A 19,688-nucleotide genomic window follows, 5' to 3' on the forward strand; every position below is an offset into this window, starting at 1 on the left:
GGGCCCCGCCCGGGCCGAATCCGGGCGAGAGGGCATGATTGGCGGCCATGAGCGAGCACTTCGACGTGCATGGCGGAGCCCGGCTGGTCGGCGAGGTCGACGTGGTCGGCGCGAAGAACAGCGTGCTGAAACTGATGGCCGCGGCGCTGCTGGCCGAGGGCACCACGACCATCACGAACTGCCCGCAGATCCTCGACGTCCCGCTGATGGGCGACGTGCTGCGGAGCGTCGGCTGCGAGGTCGTCATCGAAGGCGACACCGCCACGATCACGACGCCGGCCGAGCTGTCGCACCGCGCGGACTCGGCTGCGATGGGCAAGCTGCGCGCGTCCGTCTGCGTGCTGGGCCCGCTGGTCGGCCGGCTGAAGCAGGCCGTCGTGGCGCTGCCGGGCGGCGACGCGATCGGCTCGCGGCCGCTGGACATGCACCAGAACGGCCTGCGCAAGCTGGGCGCGACGAGCACCATCGAGCACGGCTGCGTCGTCGCGAAGGCCGAGACGCTTGTCGGCGCCCAGATCTGGCTCGACTTCCCGAGCGTCGGCGCGACCGAGAACATCCTGATGGCGGCCGTGCTGGCCGAGGGCACCACGGTCATCGACAACTGCGCGCGCGAGCCCGAAATCGCCGACATCTGCACGATGCTCGTCGAGATGGGCGCGAAGATCGAAGGCGCCGGGACGTCGACGCTCACGGTCCACGGCGTCGAGAAGCTGCACCCGACCGAGCACAGCGTGATCGGCGACCGGATCGTCGGCGCGACGTGGGCGTTCGCCGCCTCGATGACCCGCGGCGACATCACCGTCCGCGGCGTCAACCCGCACCACCTCGACCTGGTGCTGAACAAGCTCGAACTGGCCGGCGCGGAGGTGGAGACCTACGACGACAAGGGCTTCCGCGTGGTCCAGCCGGAGCGCCCGAAGGCGGTCGACTGGGTGACGCTGCCGTACCCCGGTTTCGCGACCGACCTGCAGCCCTTCGCGGTCGCGCTGTCGGCGGTGTCCGAGGGCACGTCGATGATCACGGAGAACGTGTACGAAGCGCGGTTCCGCTTCATCGAGGAGATGGTCCGCCTGTCGGGCGACGCCCGCACGGACGGCCACCACGCGGTGGTCCGCGGCGTCCCCCAGCTGTCGAGCGCCCCGGTCTGGGCCTCCGACATCCGCGCGGGCGCGGGCCTGGTACTGGCGGGCCTGTGCGCGGACGGCGTCACGGAGGTCTGGGACGTCTTCCACATCGACCGCGGCTACCCGCATTTCGTGGAGAACCTGAACCGGCTGGGGGCCGACATCAAGCGCGTCACCGGCGAGCCCGAGCGGGCGTGACTCAGGCGCTCTGCGCGCCGAGCGCGCGCAGGGCGTACGCCACCAGGCGGTCCACGTAGTCCGGCTCCGCCGGGGCCATGCGGACCACCAGCCGCCAGTAGATCGGTGCCGCCAGGACGTCGAGGGCCAGCTCCATGTCCAGGTCTTCGGGTAGCTCGCCGCGGGTGATCGCGCGGCGGAGCATGGCCTCGCCGACCTCGCGGCGGGGGCCGCCGATGGCCTCGCGCAAGCCGCGGGCGTGTTCCGGGGCGCGGGCGTCCTCCGCGATCAGGTCCGGCAGGATCCGCGAGAACAGCGGGTGCGTGAGCCAGTCGATCAGGGACCGCATCGTCTCGCGCAGGTCTCCGCGCAGGGTGCCCGTGTCGACCTCCGGCGCGCGCGTCACGCTGAACTCCGTCACCACCGACGCGATCATGTGGTCCTTCGACGCCCAGCGCCGGTACAGCGCGCTCTTGCTGACGCCAGCGCGTTTCGCGACCGCTTCCATCGACAGGCGCCCGTAGCCCTGTTCGGCGAGTTCCCACATGACGGCTTCGGTGATGGCCTGCGTGACCTCGGGCTGGAGGACCGCGGCGCCGGTCGGGGTGCGTGCCATGGCGGCAGTCTAGCGGGTGGACGGGACGGTACCGTCCCGTCTAGTCTGACGTCGGGACGGTACCGTACCGTCCGAACGTTCAAGGAGGCTGCGATGCACGACTTCGTCGAGCACGCGCTCGATCTGCTGCTGAAGCACGACATGGCCGGGTTCGCCGGGCTCTGGGCCGAGGACGGCGTCCTCGAGTTCCCGTTCGCCGCTCCGGGCTACCCGGCGCGCGTCGAAGGCCGGGACGCCATCCGCGAGTACCTGCGCGACTACCCGAACCTGCTGGACATCCGGGAGGTCACGGCCAAGACCGTGCACGAGACCACCGACCCGGCCGTGGTCGTCGCCGAGTTCACCGTCGCCGGCGTCGTCGTCGCGACGCAGCGGCCGTACGAGCTGTCGTACGTCGCCGTGATCACCGTCGAGGACGGCGAGATCCGCCGGTACCGCGACTACTGGAGCCCGCAGGCCGCGGCGGAGCTGCTCGGCGGCGCCGACGAGCTGACCGCGGCTTTCACCGGCGGTGACCGTGGCTGACGTCCTGGTCGTCGGCGGCACCGGCACCACCGGCCGCCGGGTCGTCGCGGGCCTGCGCGCGCACGGCGCCGAGGCACGCGCGGCCACCCGCAAGCCGGAGGAGCCCGGGCAGGTCCGGTTCGACTGGGCCGACCGCACCACGCACGCCGGGGCCCTGCGCGGCGCTTCCGCCGTCTACCTCGTCGCGCCGATCGGCGAAGTCGCGCCCGCGGGACTGGTGGCGCCGTTCGTGGCGGACGCGCTCGACGCCGGGGTCCGCCGGATCGTGCTGCTGAGCTCGTCCGCCGTCACCGAGGACACGCCCGGTCTCGGCGAGCTGCCGCGGCTGGTGCGGACGGCTCCGGAGTGGACCGTGCTGCGGCCGTCGTGGTTCATGCAGAACTTCACCGGCGCGCACCTGGTGGCGCAGGGCGTGCGCGACGGCGAGATCGTCACCGCCACCGGTGACGGCCGGGTCGCGTTCGTCGACGCCGCCGACATCGCGGCGGTCGCCGTCCGCGCGCTGACCGACCCCGAACCGCACAACACCGAACACGTGCTGACCGGTCCTGGTGCGTTGAGCTATTCCGAAGCCGCATCGATCATCGCCGCCCGCACCGGGCGCCCGGTGCGCCACCGCCCGGTCGGCACGGCCGAGTTCGCGGCCCGCCTGACCGCGTCGGGCATTCCCGCCGAGTTCGCGCGCGTGCTCGCCGCGCTCGACGAAGACATCCGGCGCGGTGCCGAAGACCGCGTCACCCCCGTCGTCGAGCGGGTCGCCGGCCGGCCCGCTCGCTCGTTCGAAACCTTCGTGGAGGAAGAAATCCGATGAAGCAGCTCATGTTCGAAGAAGACGCGCAGTTCTGGTTCGAGACCCTGCGCCTGTTCGGCCACGCGTCCTACGGCGGCTCGGACTTCGGCGAAGTCCTCGCGGCGGCGTCGACGGTGAAGCCGGGCGACTACGACAGCTGGCACGACGCCTACCGCGGCCTGGCGGACCGCCTGTACGCGGAAGCAGCAGACGCGGGCCCGGTGACCGCGCGCGACCTGCTGCTGCGCGCGTCGACGTACTACTTCTCGTCGGAATTCTTCCTGCACGGCGACCCGGCGGACCCGCGCGTCGCGGCGGCCTACGACCGCAGCGTCGAGTGCTTCCGGCGGGCCGCCGTCGCCGAGCCGGTCGAAATCCCGTACGAGGGAACGGTTTTGCGCGGCTACTTCTACCGCGCGCCGGGTGCCGGCCCGAAGCCGGTGCTGCTGATGCACAACGGTTTCGACGGCAGCGCCGAGGAATGCCACTTCATGGGCGCGGCCGGCGGTGCCGAGCGCGGCTACCACGTGCTGACGTTCGACGGCCCGGGCCAGCCCAGCGCGATCCGGCACGAGAACCTGGTGTTCCGGCCGGACTGGGAGCACGTCGTCACGCCGGTGGTGGACTTCGCCCTCGGCCTCGACGGCGTCGACCCGGACCGCGTGGCTCTGCTCGGCATCAGCCTCGGCGGCATGCTGGCCCCGCGCGCGGCGGCGTTCGAGTCCCGCCTGGCGGCGGTCGTCGCGGTGGACGGCGTGTACGACGCGGGCGCGGCGGTCGTCGGGTTCCTGCCCTGGGACCGCGCGGAGATCGTCCGCCGGGCGGGTGCGGAGCACGACGAAGAGTTCGACGCGATGCTCACCGCGGGCCGCCAGGCGAGCTCCACCCTGCGCTGGGCGTGCGACCACGGCCGGTACGTGCTGGGCGCGGCGACCGACCGCGAGTTCGTCGCGAAGTACCTCGAGTACACGCTGGAGGGCGGCATCGCGGAGCGGATCACGTGCCCGGCGCTGGTCTGCGAAGCGGCGGACGACCTGTTCTTCGGCGGCGAGCAGGAGACCGAGCCGCGGCGGCTGTACGCGCACCTGAACGCGCCGAAGACGCTGCTGACGTTCACCGCGGAGGAGGGCGCGGACGCCCACTGCCACGTCGGCGCCCAGCGCCTCGCGACCGGCCGGGTCTACGACTGGCTGGACCGGACCCTCGAAACGGTGCGGCCGAACGGGTGAACCGGATCCCCGGTCGTCAACGGTGAGCGGGGCAGGCGCGTGGGGGAGGCGACCGAACGATCGAGGGGGATCCCATGCACCTGGTGAAACGAACGACGGCGGCGGGACTGGCCGCGCTGGCCTTGACCGCGGGGTCGGTGGTACCGGCGGCCGCCGACCCGGTGCCGGCCCCGTGCACCTGGCGGGTCGAGCCCGTGCCGTTGCCGCCCTTCGCCCAGCCCCGCTACGTCCACGTCGACGCGACGGACGGCGAAGGGAACTTCGCGGGTCGCACGGTCGTCGGCGAGAGCGCGTACAGCGTCGTGCTCTGGGAGCACGGCGAACCGCGGGAGCTCGACCTGCCCGCCGGCTTCGACTCGGCCGTTCCCGCCGGCCGGAACCGGTCCGGGACGGTGCTGGTCAACGCCACTTCGTTCAGCACCACCCCGGCGACGAACCAGATCTTCCGCTACCACGACGGCACGTACGAACCGGTGCGGCTGCCCGCGCCGTACCGGGACGCGCGCGCGGCCGCGATCAACGATCGCGGCGACGTCGTGGCCACCGCGAAGGTGCCGGGCGGCACCGGCACCGTCGTGATCCTGTGGTCGGTGCTCGCCGCGGGCCCGGTCGTCATCGCCCCGCCCGAACTGCCGTGGGCCGACGCCGTGGACATCGACGAAGACGGTGCCGTCCTGCTGAGCGGCGGCTACTCGTCGTACGTGTGGCGCGCGGGCACCCTCACCGCCCAGCCGCCGTCGCCCGGCACGCCGGTGCTGGCCCGCGCGATCAGCGCCGGCACCGCGGTGGGCACGGTCCTCGACGTCGCCGGGCCGAAGGCCGTGCTCTGGTCGCAGAACACACCGCACCTGCTCGACGGCGGTGGCGCCGCCGAAAGCGTCAACCGCCACGGCACGATCGCGGGTCAGGCCGGTGCGTGGGACGGGCCGCCGGCGGTGTGGCAGGGCACGAGCCTGGTGGCGAAGCTCCCGCTCCCCGAAGGAGCGTCCTCGGCGTCGGCCGATCTCATCGGGGACGACGGGACGGTCTTCGGCCGAGGCGACGGCGACACCGGTCCCGTGCTCTGGCGCTGCGGTTCCTGATCAGCCTTCGAGGGCCAGCGCGGCCCCGAAGCCGACGAGCGCGGTGCCGGTGACGCCGTCCATCACCCGGCGGACCCGGCGCCGCTGCAGCCAGCCCCGGACGCGGTGGACGAAGAACAGCAGCAGCACCTGCCACACCAGTCCCAGCGCCGCGACCGTGTACGCCAGGAGCAGCGAATCCGCGAAAGTCGACGACGGGGTCAGGAACTGCGGCAGCACCGACAGGTACAGCACGATCACCTTGGGGTTGGTGATGTTGGAGAGGAACCCCTCGCGGAAGCGCCGGCCGCGGGAGGCGCGGGCGCGGCGGACGTCGTCCAGGGCCGCGTAATCGCCGCGCCAGGCGCCGCGCAGGGCCTGGACGCCCAGGAAGACCAGGTAGGCCGCGCCGAGCCACTTCACCGTTTCGAACACCGGCTGGGACCGCGTGAGCACCGCGCCCAGGCCGAGGGCCGCCGCCGTGCCCTGGAGGAAGTTCGCGACCGTGATGCCCGTGCACGCCCACGCGCCGCCGCGGGCGCCGCCGGTCAGGGCGTTCTTCAGCACGATCATCGTGTCCGGGCCCGGCATCATCGCCAGGAACGCCATCATCGCGGCGAACCCCGCGTACGTGCTCAGGGACATCAGGACTCCAGGGCCAGGACGGCGCCGAAGCCGAGCAGCGCGGTGCCGGTGACGCCGTCCAGCGTACGGCGGACGCGGCGGCGCTCGAGCCACGCGCGCACGCGGTGCACGAACGCCAGCAGCACCAGCAGCCACGCCACGCCGAGCACGGCGACCGTGTAGGCCAGCGCCAGCGCGTCCCACGTCGTCGTGCGCCCGGGGTCGAGGAACTGCGGGAGCACCGACAGGTACAGCACCAGCACCTTCGGGTTAGTGATGTTGGAGAGGAACCCTTCGCGGAACCGCCGGAAGCCGCCGCCCTTGCGGCGCTGCGCCTGCTCGACGACGTCGTAGTTGCCGCGCCACGCCCCGCGCAGCGCCTGGAAACCGAGGAAGACGAGGTAGGCCGCGCCGACCCACTTCAGCGCGAGGAACACCGGCTGCGACCGCGCGACGAGGACGCCGAGCCCGAGCGCCGCGGCGCTGCCCTGCACGGCGTTGCCGGTGAAGATGCCGAGCGACGCGAGCAGCCCGCCCCGGAACCCGCCGGACAGCGCGTTCTTGAGCATCACCATCGTGTCGGGGCCCGGCGCCAGCACGATCAGGACCACGATGACCAGGTAACTCCCGTACACGCTCCACGTCACGGCCGCCACGCTAACCGACGGGCGGCGGCCCGGTCTCGCGGATTTCGGTCACACCGTTCGCCGTACCGCGACCGGCCGGGCACGCAGCGTGCGGGGCTCGGCGGGAGGGGTCCGCGCGGAGTAGTGTTCGGCCATGTCAGCAGGGGAAATCGAGCTTCTGCCCGGTGAGCGCGTGCTCTGGGCGGGAGAGCCGGTCCAGCGCCCGCTCTACGTCGCCGCGGACGGGGTGATCGCTCCCGCCGGACTCGTCGTCACCGTCGCCGCGCTCTGGTTCCTGCTCACGCGCGAGCCCGCCGGTGGCACCGCGGTCGCGGCCGTGGTCGTGCTGGCCGCCGGTCTGTACGGCGCCCTCGGCCGCTCGCTCGTCCGCTACCTCGCGCTCGGCCGCACGACGTACGCGGTGACGGACAGCCGGATCATCGCGCGCTCGGGCCTGTTCCGGCTGCGGGAGCGCGCCTCCGACCTGGCGGGCCTGCCGGCGCCGGTCCTCAAGCCCGGACCCTCGCGCACCGGCACGATCACGTTCGGCACGCCCGGCGCGGTGACGCTGATCGGCGTCGGCGAACCGAAGCGCGTGCGCGACCTGCTGACCAAGGCCATCGACGAGGCGAAGGCCCGCCAAGCCCCGCCGGAGCCGGACACTTCGGAAGTTTGAGGCAACCTCGCGGTCCGCCGCCGCGTGTCCCCGACGTCTGCTGGGGAGCGGAGGCGACGATGGACTTGCCGGTGAACGTCCTGATGCCCGGAGAACGGCTGCTCTGGTCCGACCGGCCACGGCGGATCGGGCTGGGCGGCCAGGAGTGGTTCCGGCTCGTGTTCGGGATCGTCTGGGTGTCCGGGGTCGTGGTCTTCGCCGTGCCGTCCGGCGGCGGGCGGCACTGGTACATCGGGACGGTCTTCGCCGCGTTCGGGGCCGCGGCCGCCTTCGGTCCGCTGATCGCGCGGCAGGTGACCCTGCGCCGCTCGGCCTACGCCGTCACGGACCGGCGGGTCGTGGTCGTCGACAGCGCCTCCGGGCGCACCCGCGCCTCGGTCTACCTCAGCACGCTGCCGCCTCCGGTCGCACGCGCCGGCGCCGACGGGACCGGCACGGTGACCTTCGGCGAAGCGGGCGGCTTCTCGAGTGTCCTGAACAGTTCGGGACAGCCGCCCGCGGCGGCGAAGGTCGAGCTGGTCGGCGTGCCGGACGCCGAGCGCGTCCGCGATCTCATCGCGCAAGCACAAGCCGCGCGCTGACCGTCCGGTCGAGGCAACCGGCGGCGCCTTCCCGTGCGTCTGCCCGGAAACACCGCTTGGGGAGGTCGCCGTGGATGTGCCTTCGACAATCCTTCAGCCGGGTGAGCGGTTCCTGTGGTCCGGTCGGCCGCAGCGGGTCGCCCCCGCCGGTCTCGAGTGGGTCCGGCCGCTCGGGGGCTCGGTCCTGGTGGCCGGGCTCGCCGCCGCCGTGCTGCCGTTCCAGGAGCCGGGGCTGCCGTTCGCGGCCGCGGTCTTCACGCTGGCCGCCGGGCTCGTGGGGGTCTGGTGGCCGGTGCTGGCCCGGCCGTGGGTGGTGGGGCGCGCCGGGTACGCGGTGACCGACCGGCGGGTCGTGGTGGCCGACCGCGTGTCGGGCCGCATCCGGCGGCAGGCGGCGCTGGGCCCGACCCCGCCGACGGTCACCTGGCTGGGGCACGGCGGTCTCGGCACGCTCACCTTCGGGGCGCCCGACCTCGTCGTGGACGTCTTCGGCTACTCGGTGCCGGTGCGGTGGCGTGGCCGGCTGGACACGATCAGGCTGATCGCCGTGCCGGAGCCCGATCGGATCCGCGAGCTGGTCGAGCAGGCCGTGGCCTGAGTCACCCGGACGTGTCGGATTCCACTGCCACCACAAGTTACCGGTCGGTACACTCGACGAAACGTCCACCGCCGGAGGTGCCCAGTGCCGTACCCATCCGACCACGAGCGGGATCGTCCGTGGGTGATGCGCACGTACGCGGGGCACTCGTCCGCGGCCGCCTCGAACGAGCTCTACCGGCGCAACCTCGCCAAGGGGCAGACCGGGCTCTCGGTGGCCTTCGACCTGCCGACCCAGACCGGCTACGACCCGGACCACCAGCTTTCCCGCGGTGAGGTCGGCAAGGTCGGCGTGCCGGTGTCGCACATCGGCGACATGCGGCGGCTCTTCGACGGCATCCCGCTCGCCGAGGCGAACACGTCGATGACGATCAACGCGCCGGCCATGTGGCTGCTCGCGTTGTACGTCTCCGTGGCGCGCGAGCAGGCCGAAGCCGAAGGCCGGGACGTCGACGAGGTGCTCGCGAAGCTCACCGGCACCACGCAGAACGACATCATCAAGGAGTACCTGTCCCGCGGGACCTACATCTTCCCGCCGGGGCCGAGCCTGCGGCTGATCACCGACATGATCGCGTGGACCGTGCACCACGTGCCGAAGTGGAACCCGATCAACATCTGCAGCTACCACCTGCAGGAAGCCGGTGCGACGCCGACGCAGGAGGTCGCCTACGCGCTGTGCACCGCGATCGCCGTGCTCGACGCGGTCCGCGACTCCGGGCAGGTCGACCAGGCGGACATGGCCAAGGTCGTCGCGCGGATCTCGTTCTTCGTCAACGCCGGCGTGCGGTTCGTCGAGGAGATGTCCAAGATGCGCGCGTTCACCGCGCTCTGGGACGAGATCACGCGGGACCGTTACGGCGTAACGGATCCGAAGGCGCGCCGCCTGCGCTACGGCGTCCAGGTCAACTCGCTCGGGCTCACCGAAGCCCAGCCGGAGAACAACGTCCAGCGGATCGTGCTGGAGATGCTCGCGGTGTCGCTGTCGCGCGGCGCGCGGGCCCGCGCGATCCAGCTGCCCGCGTGGAACGAGGCGCTCGGCCTGCCCCGGCCGTGGGACCAGCAGTGGGCGCTGCGGATGCAGCAGGTGCTCGCGTTCGAGACCGACCTGCTGGAGTACGAGGACATCTTCGACGGCTCGCACGTCATCCAGGCCAAGGTCGACGAGATCATGACCGGCGCGCGCGAGGAGATCGCGCGCGTGCAGGACCTCGGCGGCGCGGTCGCCGCGGTCGAGAGCGGCTACATGAAGTCGCAGCTGGTCACCTCCCTCGCCGAGTACCGGCGCGGGATGGAGAACGGCGAGCGGATCCTGGTCGGCGTCAACAAGTTCGAGACGACCGAGCCGTCGCCGCTGCAGGCCGAGGGCGCGAAGGCGATCGAGACCATCGACCCCGCCGTCGAAAAAGCCGCCGTGACCGCGATCGAGGAGTGGCGCACCGGGCGCGACAACGACGCCGTCGAGCGGTCGCTGGCCGCGCTCAAGGAGCGCGCGCGGACGACGGAGAACCTCTTCGAGGCCACTGTGGACTGTGCGCGGGCCGGCGTCACCACCGGCGAGTGGTCCGGCGCGCTGCGCGAGGTGTTCGGCGAATACCGGGCGCCCACCGGGGTTTCCGCGGCGCCCGGTGGCAGCGGCGACCCGGGGATCGAGCGGGTGCGCGAGCGCGTCCGCGCCACCGAGGCGGAACTCGGCGAGCGGCTGCGGATCCTGGTCGGCAAGCCGGGCCTCGACGGGCACTCCAACGGCGCCGAGCAGGTCGCCGTCCGGGCGCGCGACGTCGGTTTCGAGGTCGTCTACCAGGGCATCCGGCTGACGCCCGAACAGATCGTCGCGGCCGCGGTGCAGGAGGGCGTGCACGTCGTCGGGCTGTCGGTGCTCTCCGGCTCGCACCTGGAAGTCGTCCCGAACGTCGTCGACGGCCTGCGGGCCGCCGGTGCCGGAGACGTGCCGGTGATCGTCGGCGGGATCATCCCGCCGGACGACGCCGCGCTGCTCACCGAACGCGGCATCGCCCGGGTGTTCACGCCCAAGGACTACGAGCTGACCGACATCATGGCGGGCATCGTCGACCTCGTGCGGGAGCGCAACGGGCTCAGCTGAGCGCCGCCAGGACGTCCTTTGTGGACTTGACGGTGGCGAACTGGTTCGCCAGGTTCGCCGCCGTCACGCGGTACAGCTCGTCGGCCGTGACCTCCGGGAGGTCGAACGTGAACGTGGCGTCGAGCGCGAAAGTCACGTCGTAGCCGAGGTTCCCGCCCATCCGGGCGGTGGTTTCGCAGCAGAAGTTCGTCTGGATCCCGGCCACGACGAAGCTCGTGATGCCGCGCCCGCGCAGCCACGCGTCGAGGTCGACGTCGCCGATGAAGGCCGAGTTGACCTTCTTGCCGAACACCAGGTCCGGTCGTGCGCCGTCGAGTTCGGGCTTGAAGTCGTTGCCCGGCTGGCCGGGACGCAGCGGCGAGCCCGGTTTCGGCGAGTCGTGGCGCACGAGCACGATGGGCAGCCGCCGTTCCTGCCACGCGTCGAGCAGTGCCTTCATGTTGGCTTCGGCGCCGGGGTTGTTGCGCGGGCCCCAGAACGCCGCGTCGTCGAACCCGCGCTGGACGTCGATCAGGATGAGTGCCGTTTCCGTCATGCCGTCGAGTTTCGCGGGCCGTTCGGGTCGAGGGGAGCGGCAGAAGACGCGCGATGCGGTACTTTCCTGCCATGCGCACGATCGGCGTTCTGCTGCTGCCGGGCACCCGGGTGTTCGACCTCGCGGTGATCGGCGAGGTCTGGGGCCAGGACCGGACCGACAGCGGGATCGGCCCGTTCACCCTCCGGTTGTGCAGCCCGGGCCGGGTCCGGACGGCCGTCTCGCCGTTCGGTGACGTCGCGGCGACGCACGGCCTCGCCGGGCTCGACGGCTGCGACCTCGTGCTGGCGCCGGGCCGCGACGACCCGCTCGCGCCGGTGCCGCCCGCCGCCGTCACGGCGGTGCGCCGGGCCCACCGGGACGGGCGCACGGTCGCGGGCCTGTGCTCCGGCGCGTTCACGCTGGCCGCCGCCGGGCTGCTCGACGGCCGCCCGGCGACCACGCACTGGCGCGACCTCGACGCCCTCGCCCGCGTCGCGCCGCGGGCCGACCTCCAGCGTGACGTGCTCTACACCGACGACGGCGGCGTCCTGACCTCCGCCGGTGTCGTCGGCGGCCTCGACCTCTGCCTGTACCTGGTCCGGCGCGACCACGGCGCGGACGTCGCCGCCACGCTCGCCCGCCGCCTGGTGATGCCGCCGGTGCGGGAAGGCGGGCAGCGGCAGTACGTCGACAGCCCGGTGCCGTCCGCCGCCCAGCCGGGCTTGTCGTCCACAATGGACTGGGCGCTGGCGCGCCTGGGTTCCGGGATCGGCGTCGAAGACCTCGTGGGACACGCGCGGATGAGCGAGCGGACGTTCCACCGCGAGTTCGCGGCGGCCACCGGCGTCACGCCGGGGCGCTGGCTGCGCGTGCAGCGCGTCCGGCTCGCGCAGCGGCTGCTGGAGACGACGCAGTTGCCGGTCGAGCGCGTCGCGGAACGGTCCGGCCTGGGGACGGCGGCGAACCTGCGCCGCCGGATGCATGCCGAAGTCGGCGTCGGCCCCGACAGCTATCGGCGCACGTTCCGGCGGGTTACCGTCGGGGCATGACCGAGTACGAGCACATCCTGGTCAAGCGCGACGACGACACCGTCACGATCACGATGAACCGCGCCGCGCGGCGCAACTCGCTGTCCGCGGACCACCTGGCGGAGCTGCTCGCGGCGTTCCACGAGGCCGGGACGTCCGACGCGACCGGCATCGTGCTGGCCGGCGCCGGCCCGGTGTTCTCCGCCGGCCACGACTTCGGCGACGTCGCCGCGCGCGACCTGATGGGCGTCCGCGAGCTGCTGACGCTGTGCACGGACCTGATGAAGACGATGCAGTCCGTGCCGCAGGTGGTCATCGCCCGGGTGCACGGCCTGGCCACGGCGGCCGGCTGCCAGCTCGTGGCGTCGTGCGACCTCGCGATCGCCGCCGAATCGGCGGGCTTCGCGCTCCCCGGCGGCAAAGGCGGCTGGTTCTGCCACACGCCGGCGGTGCCGGTGGCCCGCGCGATCGGCCGCAAACGGCTGATGGAGCTGGCGCTGACCGGCGACGTCGTCGACGCGCCCACCGCGTTGGAGTGGGGCCTGGTCAACCGGGTCGTCCCGGACGAGCAGCTCGACGACGCCGTCGCCGAGCTGCTGGACCGCGCGACGCGGGGCAGCCGGGCGAGCAAGGCGATGGGCAAGGTGACCCTCTACGCCCAGCTCGACCGGCCCGAGGCCGACGCGTACGCGATCGCGCTGGAGGTCATGGCCGCGGCGTCGCAGCTACCCGGCGCCCGTGAAGGCATGGCCGCGTTCCTGGAGAAGCGCAAGCCCGCGTGGCCCGACTGAGCCCGATCTGCTCAAGGCCGGAGCCGCTCGTACAGCATGAGCTGGGCCCACGCGGCGACCGACTGCGCGTCGGTGATTTCCCCGGCGAGGATCATCTTCTCGACGTCCCCGCGCGGGAACCACGCGCTGCGCATGTCCTGCTCTTCGAGCTCGCGCTCGGGCTCGCCCTCGGTGATGTCCGTGGCGAGGAACACCCAGCCGCGCTGGCTGCTCATGCCAGGGGCGACGTCGAGCTGGCCGAGCGCGACCATCGACCCGGCCCGCAGCCCGGTCTCCTCCCGCAGCTCGCGCGCGGCGAGCTCGGCGGGCGGCACGTCGGCCCGGTCGGGCGCGGTGCCCTGCGGGAACTCCCAGCGGCGCGCGCCGACCGGGTAGCGGAACTGTTCGACCAGCCGGAACCGGTCGCCGTCCTGGGCGATGACGAGCGCGTACGCGGGTTTGTCGATCACGCCGAAGATTCCCGGCGAGCCGTCCGGGCGGCGGATTTCGTCCTCGCGCACGGTCATCCAGTTGTTCCGGTACACCTCGCGGGACGCGACACGCTGAATGGGGTCCACCCGCCCAGTATCCCGGACCTGTCCTACCCTCCTCGGGTGCGTCTCGTGATCGCGCGGTGCCAGGTCGACTACGCCGGCCGGCTCACCGCCCACCTGCCGATGGCCACCCGCCTGCTGCTCGTGAAGTCCGACGGCTCGGTGTCGGTCCACTCCGACGACCGCGCGTACAAGCCGTTGAACTGGATGAGCCCGCCCTGCTGGCTGATCGAGGACGGCAAGCTCTGGATCGTCGAGAACAAGCAGGGCGAGAAGCTGGTGATCTCGATCGAAGAGGTCTTCCACGACCACACCCAGGCCCTCGGCGCGGAACCGGGCTTGCAGAAGGACGGCGTCGAGGCGCACCTGCAGGAACTCCTGGCCGAGCACATCAAGACCCTCGGCGACGGCTACACCCTGGTCCGCCGCGAATTCCCGACGGCGATCGGCCCGGTCGACATCATGGCCCGCGACGCCGACGGCGGATCGGTCGCGGTGGAGATCAAGCGCCGCGGCGAAATCGACGGCGTCGAGCAGCTGACGCGGTACCTGGAGCTGCTCAACCGCGACCCCCTGCTGGCCCCGGTGCAGGGCGTGTTCGCGGCCCAGATCATCAAGCCGCAGGCCCGGACGCTCGCGGAAGACCGCGGAATCCGCTGCCTGACCCTGGACTACGACGCCCTGCGCGGCATCGAGTCCGACGAGTTCAGGTTGTTCTGAGGTGCTTCCCGGGCGGTACGTCCACTACAAGGGCGGGGAGTACGAGGTGCTGGGCGTGGCCCGGCACAGCGAGACCGAAGAGGAACTCGTGGTGTACCGCGCGCTGTACGGCGAGCAGGGCCTGTGGGTGCGCCCGAAGGTGATGTTCGCCGAGACGGTGGTCGTGGACGGCACCGAGGTGCCGCGGTTCCGGCGCGTGGACTGAGACTCACAGCAACTCGACGGCGGCTCCGGCTTTCTCGAGTTCGTCGCGAGCCGCTTCGGCTTGGCGCTCCGGCACCTGCTCCAGCAGGATCGACGGCGCGCCGGTGACCAGCTCCTTGGCGTCGAGCAAGCCGATCCCGCGCACGAGCCGCCGCACCGCCCGCACGACCTCGACCTGACTCGCCCCGGCATCGAGCAGCGCGACGTCGAACCGTTCCCGGCCGTCCGCCGGACGGGCGGCGGGCCGGCCGTCGAGCTGGTTCAGTGCCTCGGCGAACTCCTGGGCTTCCGCGGCTCCGTTCGGGTGCTTGCGGAGGCTGACGGCCCGTTCGATGGTCGTCCCGGGTCCTTCGACGACGAGGTGAGCTTCGCTTTCATAGCCCTTTTTCTTGACGGCCAGCGCCAGGAGTCCGAGCAGCAGCACCCTCGGCACGGTGACCCGGTGGTACTCGGCGCTCCGGATCTCGACCCGCGCGGACAGGCCCGCCGCCGAGTGGTGCAAGGCCCGATCGCCGGTGCCCTCGACGACGGCGGTTTCGGTCAGCCGCAGGCCCGCGAAAGCCGCGATGACCCCTTCGTCGAGATCCGCGCCCGCCAGCGTCGCGGACCGCATCACCTTCACCCCGACAGCTCCGGCGAAGATCGCGAAGAGGATTACGACGACGGCCCACGGTGACATGCGGCCTCCCTTCGGCTGGCTACGGCAACCGGAGTCGTCGCGGCGCCGATCGCCGTTACGGCCGGGCGCGGTAATCGTTCTCCCCGCCGATACCGGATCGATGCCGAATTCCGGTATCTGATTCCGACTCGTTTCCTCCGCAAGGAAATCATTGACGTGATCGACCGCGGCGCTGTGACCAGGTCTTTTTTCGGCCGGATTCCTGCGCTGTTCGGGTGAGTCCGGGATCTTTTCCCGGGTATGAGTGGCACACTCGATTCGAGGGGTTCCGCCGGTGCGTCCGGCGTGGCCGGAGGGTGGCGCGCTCGGCCGTCTTTCTTTGTCGTGCCTACGTTTCAGTCCGCCTTCGAGCTCGTGTGCGCGTGCCTGTCCGGCCGGTGCGCGCGCGTTTTCGCCTGCACGGAGGAGGAAGTCATGCGTTATCGCCCACTCGGTTCCGATCCGGCCGACCCGCGGCTGGGCCGGTTCATTCCGGACGACTGGCGGCACGTGGAAAGGTATCCGCTGTCCGCGCTGGCCGACGACGACCGGCCCACGCAGGCGCCCGTCGTGATCGGGGTCAACTGGTACTCCGCGTTCGACGAGCCGGAGCAGGACGAGACCTCCGGCGAGTTCTTCATCGCGAAGGCCGGCGTCAAGAAGCTCGGGCGGGTCCGCGGCGGGCACTGCGTGTGCCTCGAGCCGGGTGGTACGCCGGACACCGATGCCTGGTACGCGTTCTACGACCAGGGCCGCGAAGGCGCCTGCGTCGGCTTCGGCTGGTCGCGGTGCATGTCGATCTTCAACGGCAGCGAGTACGCCGCCCGCTGGCTGTGGGACTCGGCCAAGAAGCGCGACGAGTGGCCCGAAACCAACCCCGGCGACGAAAACGGCACCTCCGTCCGCGCCGCGGCCGAGGTGCTCGCGGAAAGCGGGCACGTCCTGTGGGACGACTCCTACGCCGGCGACGACTGGCAGAAGCGCGAGCAGTACGCGCCGGAAGCCAAGCAGGGCATCAAGGCGTTCCGCTGGGCCAAGTCGGTCGACGACGTGCACGCCGTGCTCGGCAACGCGCGGGCCGACGAGCTCGGCGCCGTGCCGATCCTCAACTCCTGGGGCCCGGGCTTCCCGCACCGGACCTACCTGCCCGACGCCGTGCTCGCGCGGCTGATCGAGGAAGAAGGTGAGATCGCCGTCCCGACCGACCGGTGATCGGCTGCCGCTCCCGCGGCGCGTGGAACGAGGGCGCGTTTCCCCTGGTGGCGACCAGGGGGGACGCGCCCTCGTTCCACTCTGGACAGGTCAGCGTGCCGAACCTGAATCCATGCAGTACTGTCCGGATCCGGCAGGGTAGTGGTGATTCCTGTGGGTTGTTGTCCGGTTGGAAAAAATACTGCGGGAGGTGGGTCGGGTGCTCGTCCTAGCCGATGCGAACCTGCGACTCGACGCGAGCGCGATCGACTACATCGAGCTGGCGTTCTACTTCGTGCTGGTGCTCGGCATCGGGTACTTGGCGCGGCGTCAGGTGTCCAGCAGCCTCGACTTCTTCCTGTCCGGCCGGTCGTTGCCCGCCTGGGTCACCGGCCTGGCCTTCATTTCGGCGAACCTCGGCGCGGTCGAGGTCATGGGCATGTCGGCCAACGGCGCCCAGTACGGCCTGCCGACCGTCCACTACTTCTGGATCGGCGCCATCCCGGCGATGCTGTTCCTCGGCATCGTGATGATGCCGTTCTACTACGGCTCCAAGGTCCGCAGCGTCCCCGAGTTCATGCGCCGGCGCTTCGGCAAGCCGGCCCACCTGGTCAACGGCGTCAGCTTCGCCGCCGCTCAGATCCTGATCGCGGGCGCGAACCTGTTCCTGCTGGCCAGTGTCGTGAACCTGCTGCTCGGCTGGCCGCTGTGGGTGTCGATCATCATCGCCGCCGCGATCGTGCTCTCCTACACCGCGCTCGGCGGCCTCTCTGCGGCCATCTACAACGAGGTCCTGCAGTTCTTCGTGATCGTCATCGCGCTGGTGCCGCTGACGATCATCGGCCTGGTCAAGGTCGGCGGCTGGCAGGGCCTGGTCGACAAGGTCACGAACAGCCCGGGCGGCGACGCGCAGCTGCACTCCTGGCCCGGTGACAACCTGACCGGCTTCGGCAACAGCATCCTTTCGGTGCTGGGCATCGTGTTCGGTCTCGGCTTCGTCCTCTCCTTCGGCTACTGGACGACGAACTTCGTCGAGGTCCAGCGCGCGATGGCATCGAAGAGCATGTCCGCCGCGCGGCGCACGCCCATCATCGGCGCCTTCCCGAAGATGCTGGTGCCGTTCATCGTCATCATCCCCGGCATGATCGCCGCGGTCAGCGTGTCCGAGTACGTCAAGGACAAGCAGGTGCTGCTCGACGGCGGCAAGGCCGAGAGCGGCGTCACGTTCAACAACGCCCTCCTGCTGCTGATGCGCGACCTGCTCCCGAACGGCATGCTCGGCATCGCGATCGCCGGTCTGCTGGCCTCGTTCATGGCGGGCATGGCGGCGAACCTGAGCTCGTTCAACACCGTCTTCACGTACGACATCTGGCAGACGTACGTGAAGAAGGACAAGCCGGACCACTACTACCTGAACCTGGGCCGCGTGGTGACCTCGGGCGGCACGATCCTCGCGATCGGCACCGCGTTCATCGCGTCGAACTCCGGCAACATCCTGAACTACCTGCAGGACCTGTTCTCGTTCTTCAACGCGCCGCTGTTCGCGACGTTCATCCTCGGCATGTTCTGGAAGCGGATGACGCCGCACGCCGGCTGGATCGGCCTCGTGCTCGGTACCGCGTCGGCGATCACCGTGTGGGGCCTCTCGCAGGCCGGGGTGCTGGGCCTGACCGGCCAGGGCATCAGCTTCGTCGCCGCCGGGACCGCGTTCGTCGTCGACATCGTCGCGAGCGTCGTGGTGTCGCTGGCCACCAAGCCGAAGCCGGACGAGGAGCTCGTCGGGCTGGTCTACTCGCTCACCCCGCGCGAGTCGCTCAAGCACGACGACACCGGCGAGAACGCGGGCTGGTACCGCAAGCCGGGCCTGCTCGCGGGCATCGTGCTCATCCTGACCATCGCCCTCAACGTCATCTTCTAAGGAGGCACGCATGGCTACCGAGTCCGGCGCACGGCCGCACAAGGCGGGCGCCTTCGACATCCGGCTGATCATCGCCCTGCTGATCGGCGTGTACGGCGTGATCTTGACGGTGATGGGCATCGGCTTCACCTCCGACGCGGACCTCGAGAAGGCCGCCGGCGTCAACATCAACCTGTGGGCCGGCATCGGCATGCTGGTCGTCGCCGCGCTCTTCATCATCTGGGCGAAGGTGCGGCCGCTGCTCGTCCCGGCGGAGACCGAGACGGACGGCACCGCGCCCGCCGCGGGCGAATAGCCGGGTTGTCCGGACAGCGGAGCGAGGGTGCGGCTACCGTGCATCGCGTGTTCCTTGACGCTCGGCGCCGCCGTCTCCCGAAGCTGTTCCTGCTGGTCATCGCCCTCGCACTGCCGCTGACCGCCTGCGGGCAGGACCTCGGCCGGTCCAACTTCGGCCGGACGACGGTGCCCGCGGCGGCCGGCGGCACCGGCCAGCAGACCGACGGCCCGATCACCGACGCCGCCGTGGCGGCGAACGCGCTGCGCGTCATCAAGCCGTGCCAGTTCCTGACCAAGGACGCCCTCGGCGCGCTCGGCCTCGGCACGGTCGAGGAAGACCCGTCGCCGTCGTCGATCGCCTTCGACACCTGCAGCAACAAGGTGAAGGACCCCGGCGGCAAGGAGATCCGGTTCGAGGTCAAGGTCGGGAGCACCCTGCTGCCCCGGGCCGACAAGACGACCGGCCAGGTCGGTGGGCTGCCGCTGCGCGTGGACAAGTCCGACGACACCGACTGCCTGGCCGCCGCGATGACGGCGCTGAACCCGGACCTGGCGCTCGCCGTGACGGTCGCCTACCCCGGCGAGCCCTGCCGTCCCGCGCAGACGCTGCTGGAGGCGGCCGTCCAGAAGGTGCACAACTCGCCGGAGAAGTACTCGACGCCGGCGGGCACCCTGCTGACCGCCGACCCGTGCGCGATGGCCGACACCGCGACGGTGACCGCCGCCGTGCCGTCGGCGAAGTCCGCGCCCTCGGGCCTGCACTCCTGCGAGTGGAAGAGCAACGGGTCGGATCCGACGATCACCGTCAAGTTCCTGCCGGGCCTGCCCCCGATCGTCGGCGGCGGGTACTCCAAGGTGGACATCGGGGGCGGGGTCACCGCTTACCAGAAGCAGCCGACCACGAGCAGTTCGCGGTGCGTGGTGGAGTGGCAGCACCGGCCGTGGCAGGGCGACGACGTCGAACTGGCCCAAGTGGACTACAGCAGCTACGCCGCCGAAGCGAGCAGCGACGACCCGTGCGGCAAAGCCGTGACCGTCGCCAAAAACGTCGTCGGGAAGCTCCCCAAACCCTGACCTGGCGGTCGGCCGCGCGGCGAGGTAGGAAGGGGACACCCCACCCGCCGA

Annotated in this window: 23 protein-coding genes; 17 read left to right on the forward strand and 6 right to left on the reverse strand. The window is 71.4% G+C overall.

The window, feature by feature from the left end:
• Positions 1 to 47 precede the first annotated feature (47 nt).
• Complete coding sequence (gene murA / locus SD460_RS14485) at positions 48 to 1,322, forward strand: UDP-N-acetylglucosamine 1-carboxyvinyltransferase (RefSeq protein ID WP_290056149.1); 1,275 nt, start codon at positions 48 to 50, stop codon at positions 1,320 to 1,322.
• Between the two features lies 1 nt (position 1,323).
• Here murA and SD460_RS14490 read toward each other — a convergent pair whose 3' ends face one another.
• Positions 1,324 to 1,917, reverse strand: a complete 594-nt coding sequence (locus SD460_RS14490; protein ID WP_290056148.1) for a TetR/AcrR family transcriptional regulator — start codon at positions 1,915 to 1,917, stop codon at positions 1,324 to 1,326.
• Between the two features lie 93 nt (positions 1,918 to 2,010).
• On the opposite strand from SD460_RS14490, the gene SD460_RS14495 reads away from it, so the two are divergent.
• From SD460_RS14495 to SD460_RS14510, 4 genes are all read left to right on the forward strand, one after another.
• Positions 2,011 to 2,442: a nuclear transport factor 2 family protein gene (locus tag SD460_RS14495; protein WP_290056147.1), complete on the forward strand. Its 432-nt coding sequence runs from the start codon at positions 2,011 to 2,013 to the stop codon at positions 2,440 to 2,442.
• The gene (locus SD460_RS14500; RefSeq protein WP_290056146.1) at positions 2,435 to 3,253 is read left to right on the forward strand and encodes an NmrA family NAD(P)-binding protein; all 819 of its coding nucleotides are present in this window, start codon (positions 2,435 to 2,437) and stop codon (positions 3,251 to 3,253) included. Before SD460_RS14495 ends, SD460_RS14500 begins: the two co-directional genes overlap by 8 nt.
• Positions 3,250 to 4,461, forward strand: coding sequence for an alpha/beta hydrolase family protein (locus SD460_RS14505; RefSeq protein ID WP_290056145.1), 1,212 nt, complete (start codon positions 3,250 to 3,252; stop codon positions 4,459 to 4,461). The genes SD460_RS14500 and SD460_RS14505 overlap by 4 nt, the downstream gene beginning before the upstream one ends.
• Before the next feature lie 83 nt (positions 4,462 to 4,544).
• Positions 4,545 to 5,543, forward strand: a complete 999-nt coding sequence (locus SD460_RS14510) for a hypothetical protein (RefSeq protein ID WP_290056144.1) — start codon at positions 4,545 to 4,547, stop codon at positions 5,541 to 5,543.
• Here SD460_RS14510 and SD460_RS14515 read toward each other — a convergent pair whose 3' ends face one another.
• Positions 5,544 to 6,167 (reverse strand): LysE family translocator, encoded by a 624-nt coding sequence (locus SD460_RS14515; protein ID WP_290056143.1) that lies wholly within the window; start codon positions 6,165 to 6,167, stop codon positions 5,544 to 5,546.
• Positions 6,167 to 6,793 carry a LysE family translocator gene (locus tag SD460_RS14520; RefSeq protein WP_290056142.1) on the reverse strand — a complete coding sequence of 209 codons (627 nt, stop codon included), beginning with the start codon at positions 6,791 to 6,793 and terminating at the stop codon, positions 6,167 to 6,169. Before SD460_RS14520 ends, SD460_RS14515 begins: the two co-directional genes overlap by 1 nt.
• Before the next feature lie 133 nt (positions 6,794 to 6,926).
• Between SD460_RS14520 and SD460_RS14525 the strand changes: the two genes are divergently transcribed.
• From SD460_RS14525 to SD460_RS14540, 4 genes are all read left to right on the forward strand, one after another.
• The gene (locus SD460_RS14525) at positions 6,927 to 7,448 is read left to right on the forward strand and encodes a PH domain-containing protein (protein ID WP_290056141.1); all 522 of its coding nucleotides are present in this window, start codon (positions 6,927 to 6,929) and stop codon (positions 7,446 to 7,448) included.
• 59 nt (positions 7,449 to 7,507) lie between these two features.
• Positions 7,508 to 8,029, forward strand: coding sequence for a hypothetical protein (locus SD460_RS14530; protein ID WP_290056140.1), 522 nt, complete (start codon positions 7,508 to 7,510; stop codon positions 8,027 to 8,029).
• A gap of 76 nt (positions 8,030 to 8,105) precedes the next feature.
• Positions 8,106 to 8,627 (forward strand): hypothetical protein, encoded by a 522-nt coding sequence (locus SD460_RS14535; RefSeq protein WP_318306239.1) that lies wholly within the window; start codon positions 8,106 to 8,108, stop codon positions 8,625 to 8,627.
• 84 nt (positions 8,628 to 8,711) lie between these two features.
• Positions 8,712 to 10,727, forward strand: a complete 2,016-nt coding sequence (locus SD460_RS14540; RefSeq protein ID WP_318306240.1) for a protein meaA — start codon at positions 8,712 to 8,714, stop codon at positions 10,725 to 10,727.
• On the opposite strand, the gene SD460_RS14545 is transcribed toward SD460_RS14540, so the two are convergent.
• Positions 10,720 to 11,262, reverse strand: a complete 543-nt coding sequence (locus tag SD460_RS14545) for a cysteine hydrolase family protein (protein ID WP_290056138.1) — start codon at positions 11,260 to 11,262, stop codon at positions 10,720 to 10,722. The two genes, SD460_RS14540 and SD460_RS14545, sit on opposite strands and share 8 nt — an antisense overlap.
• A gap of 71 nt (positions 11,263 to 11,333) precedes the next feature.
• Here SD460_RS14545 and SD460_RS14550 point away from each other — a divergent pair, with 71 nt between their 5' ends.
• Positions 11,334 to 12,293, forward strand: a complete 960-nt coding sequence (locus SD460_RS14550) for a GlxA family transcriptional regulator (protein ID WP_318306241.1) — start codon at positions 11,334 to 11,336, stop codon at positions 12,291 to 12,293.
• Positions 12,290 to 13,063 carry an enoyl-CoA hydratase-related protein gene (locus SD460_RS14555; RefSeq protein WP_318306242.1) on the forward strand — a complete coding sequence of 258 codons (774 nt, stop codon included), beginning with the start codon at positions 12,290 to 12,292 and terminating at the stop codon, positions 13,061 to 13,063. Before SD460_RS14550 ends, SD460_RS14555 begins: the two co-directional genes overlap by 4 nt.
• Before the next feature lie 11 nt (positions 13,064 to 13,074).
• Here SD460_RS14555 and SD460_RS14560 read toward each other — a convergent pair whose 3' ends face one another.
• The gene (locus SD460_RS14560; RefSeq protein ID WP_290059061.1) at positions 13,075 to 13,620 is read right to left on the reverse strand and encodes an NUDIX domain-containing protein; all 546 of its coding nucleotides are present in this window, start codon (positions 13,618 to 13,620) and stop codon (positions 13,075 to 13,077) included.
• Positions 13,621 to 13,656: 36 nt separating this feature from the next.
• Between SD460_RS14560 and nucS the strand changes: the two genes are divergently transcribed.
• Positions 13,657 to 14,316, forward strand: coding sequence for an endonuclease NucS (gene nucS / locus SD460_RS14565; protein ID WP_290059060.1), 660 nt, complete (start codon positions 13,657 to 13,659; stop codon positions 14,314 to 14,316).
• Position 14,317: 1 nt separating this feature from the next.
• Complete coding sequence (locus SD460_RS14570; protein ID WP_290059059.1) at positions 14,318 to 14,521, forward strand: DUF1653 domain-containing protein; 204 nt, start codon at positions 14,318 to 14,320, stop codon at positions 14,519 to 14,521.
• A gap of 3 nt (positions 14,522 to 14,524) precedes the next feature.
• Here the strand turns inward: SD460_RS14570 and SD460_RS14575 are convergent, their stop codons facing one another.
• Positions 14,525 to 15,199 carry a ribosomal protein L7/L12 gene (locus SD460_RS14575; protein WP_290059058.1) on the reverse strand — a complete coding sequence of 225 codons (675 nt, stop codon included), beginning with the start codon at positions 15,197 to 15,199 and terminating at the stop codon, positions 14,525 to 14,527.
• 414 nt (positions 15,200 to 15,613) lie between these two features.
• Here SD460_RS14575 and SD460_RS14580 point away from each other — a divergent pair, with 414 nt between their 5' ends.
• From SD460_RS14580 to SD460_RS14595, 4 genes are all read left to right on the forward strand, one after another.
• Positions 15,614 to 16,390, forward strand: coding sequence for a hypothetical protein (locus SD460_RS14580; RefSeq protein WP_290059057.1), 777 nt, complete (start codon positions 15,614 to 15,616; stop codon positions 16,388 to 16,390).
• Positions 16,391 to 16,589: 199 nt separating this feature from the next.
• A complete protein-coding gene (locus SD460_RS14585; protein ID WP_290059056.1) occupies positions 16,590 to 18,287 on the forward strand; it encodes a sodium:solute symporter family protein in 1,698 nt (565 codons plus the stop codon).
• 10 nt (positions 18,288 to 18,297) lie between these two features.
• Complete coding sequence (locus tag SD460_RS14590; protein WP_290059055.1) at positions 18,298 to 18,582, forward strand: hypothetical protein; 285 nt, start codon at positions 18,298 to 18,300, stop codon at positions 18,580 to 18,582.
• Positions 18,583 to 18,629: 47 nt separating this feature from the next.
• Positions 18,630 to 19,637, forward strand: a complete 1,008-nt coding sequence (locus tag SD460_RS14595; protein ID WP_290059054.1) for a DUF3558 domain-containing protein — start codon at positions 18,630 to 18,632, stop codon at positions 19,635 to 19,637.
• Positions 19,638 to 19,688: the final 51 nt, after the last annotated feature.

This window comes from Amycolatopsis solani (genome assembly GCF_033441515.1).
GTDB classification, from domain to species: Bacteria; Actinomycetota; Actinomycetes; order Mycobacteriales; family Pseudonocardiaceae; genus Amycolatopsis; species Amycolatopsis solani.

What these genes read in the sequence shown, in the direction of transcription:
- SD460_RS14525 (WP_290056141.1), top strand. Translation starts at nt 6,927, where the DNA reads ATGTCAGCAGGGGAAATCGAGCTTCTGCCCGGTGAGCGCGTGCTCTGG.
- SD460_RS14580 (WP_290059057.1), top strand. Translation starts at nt 15,614, where the DNA reads ATGCGTTATCGCCCACTCGGTTCCGATCCGGCCGACCCGCGGCTGGGC.
- SD460_RS14555 (WP_318306242.1), top strand. Translation starts at nt 12,290, where the DNA reads ATGACCGAGTACGAGCACATCCTGGTCAAGCGCGACGACGACACCGTC.
- murA (WP_290056149.1), top strand. Translation starts at nt 48, where the DNA reads ATGAGCGAGCACTTCGACGTGCATGGCGGAGCCCGGCTGGTCGGCGAG.
- SD460_RS14505 (WP_290056145.1), top strand. Translation starts at nt 3,250, where the DNA reads ATGAAGCAGCTCATGTTCGAAGAAGACGCGCAGTTCTGGTTCGAGACC.
- SD460_RS14530 (WP_290056140.1), top strand. Translation starts at nt 7,508, where the DNA reads ATGGACTTGCCGGTGAACGTCCTGATGCCCGGAGAACGGCTGCTCTGG.
- SD460_RS14575 (WP_290059058.1), bottom strand. Translation starts at nt 15,199, where the DNA reads ATGTCACCGTGGGCCGTCGTCGTAATCCTCTTCGCGATCTTCGCCGGA.
- SD460_RS14590 (WP_290059055.1), top strand. Translation starts at nt 18,298, where the DNA reads ATGGCTACCGAGTCCGGCGCACGGCCGCACAAGGCGGGCGCCTTCGAC.
- SD460_RS14490 (WP_290056148.1), bottom strand. Translation starts at nt 1,917, where the DNA reads ATGGCACGCACCCCGACCGGCGCCGCGGTCCTCCAGCCCGAGGTCACG.
- SD460_RS14545 (WP_290056138.1), bottom strand. Translation starts at nt 11,262, where the DNA reads ATGACGGAAACGGCACTCATCCTGATCGACGTCCAGCGCGGGTTCGAC.
- SD460_RS14495 (WP_290056147.1), top strand. Translation starts at nt 2,011, where the DNA reads ATGCACGACTTCGTCGAGCACGCGCTCGATCTGCTGCTGAAGCACGAC.
- SD460_RS14550 (WP_318306241.1), top strand. Translation starts at nt 11,334, where the DNA reads ATGCGCACGATCGGCGTTCTGCTGCTGCCGGGCACCCGGGTGTTCGAC.
- SD460_RS14515 (WP_290056143.1), bottom strand. Translation starts at nt 6,167, where the DNA reads ATGTCCCTGAGCACGTACGCGGGGTTCGCCGCGATGATGGCGTTCCTG.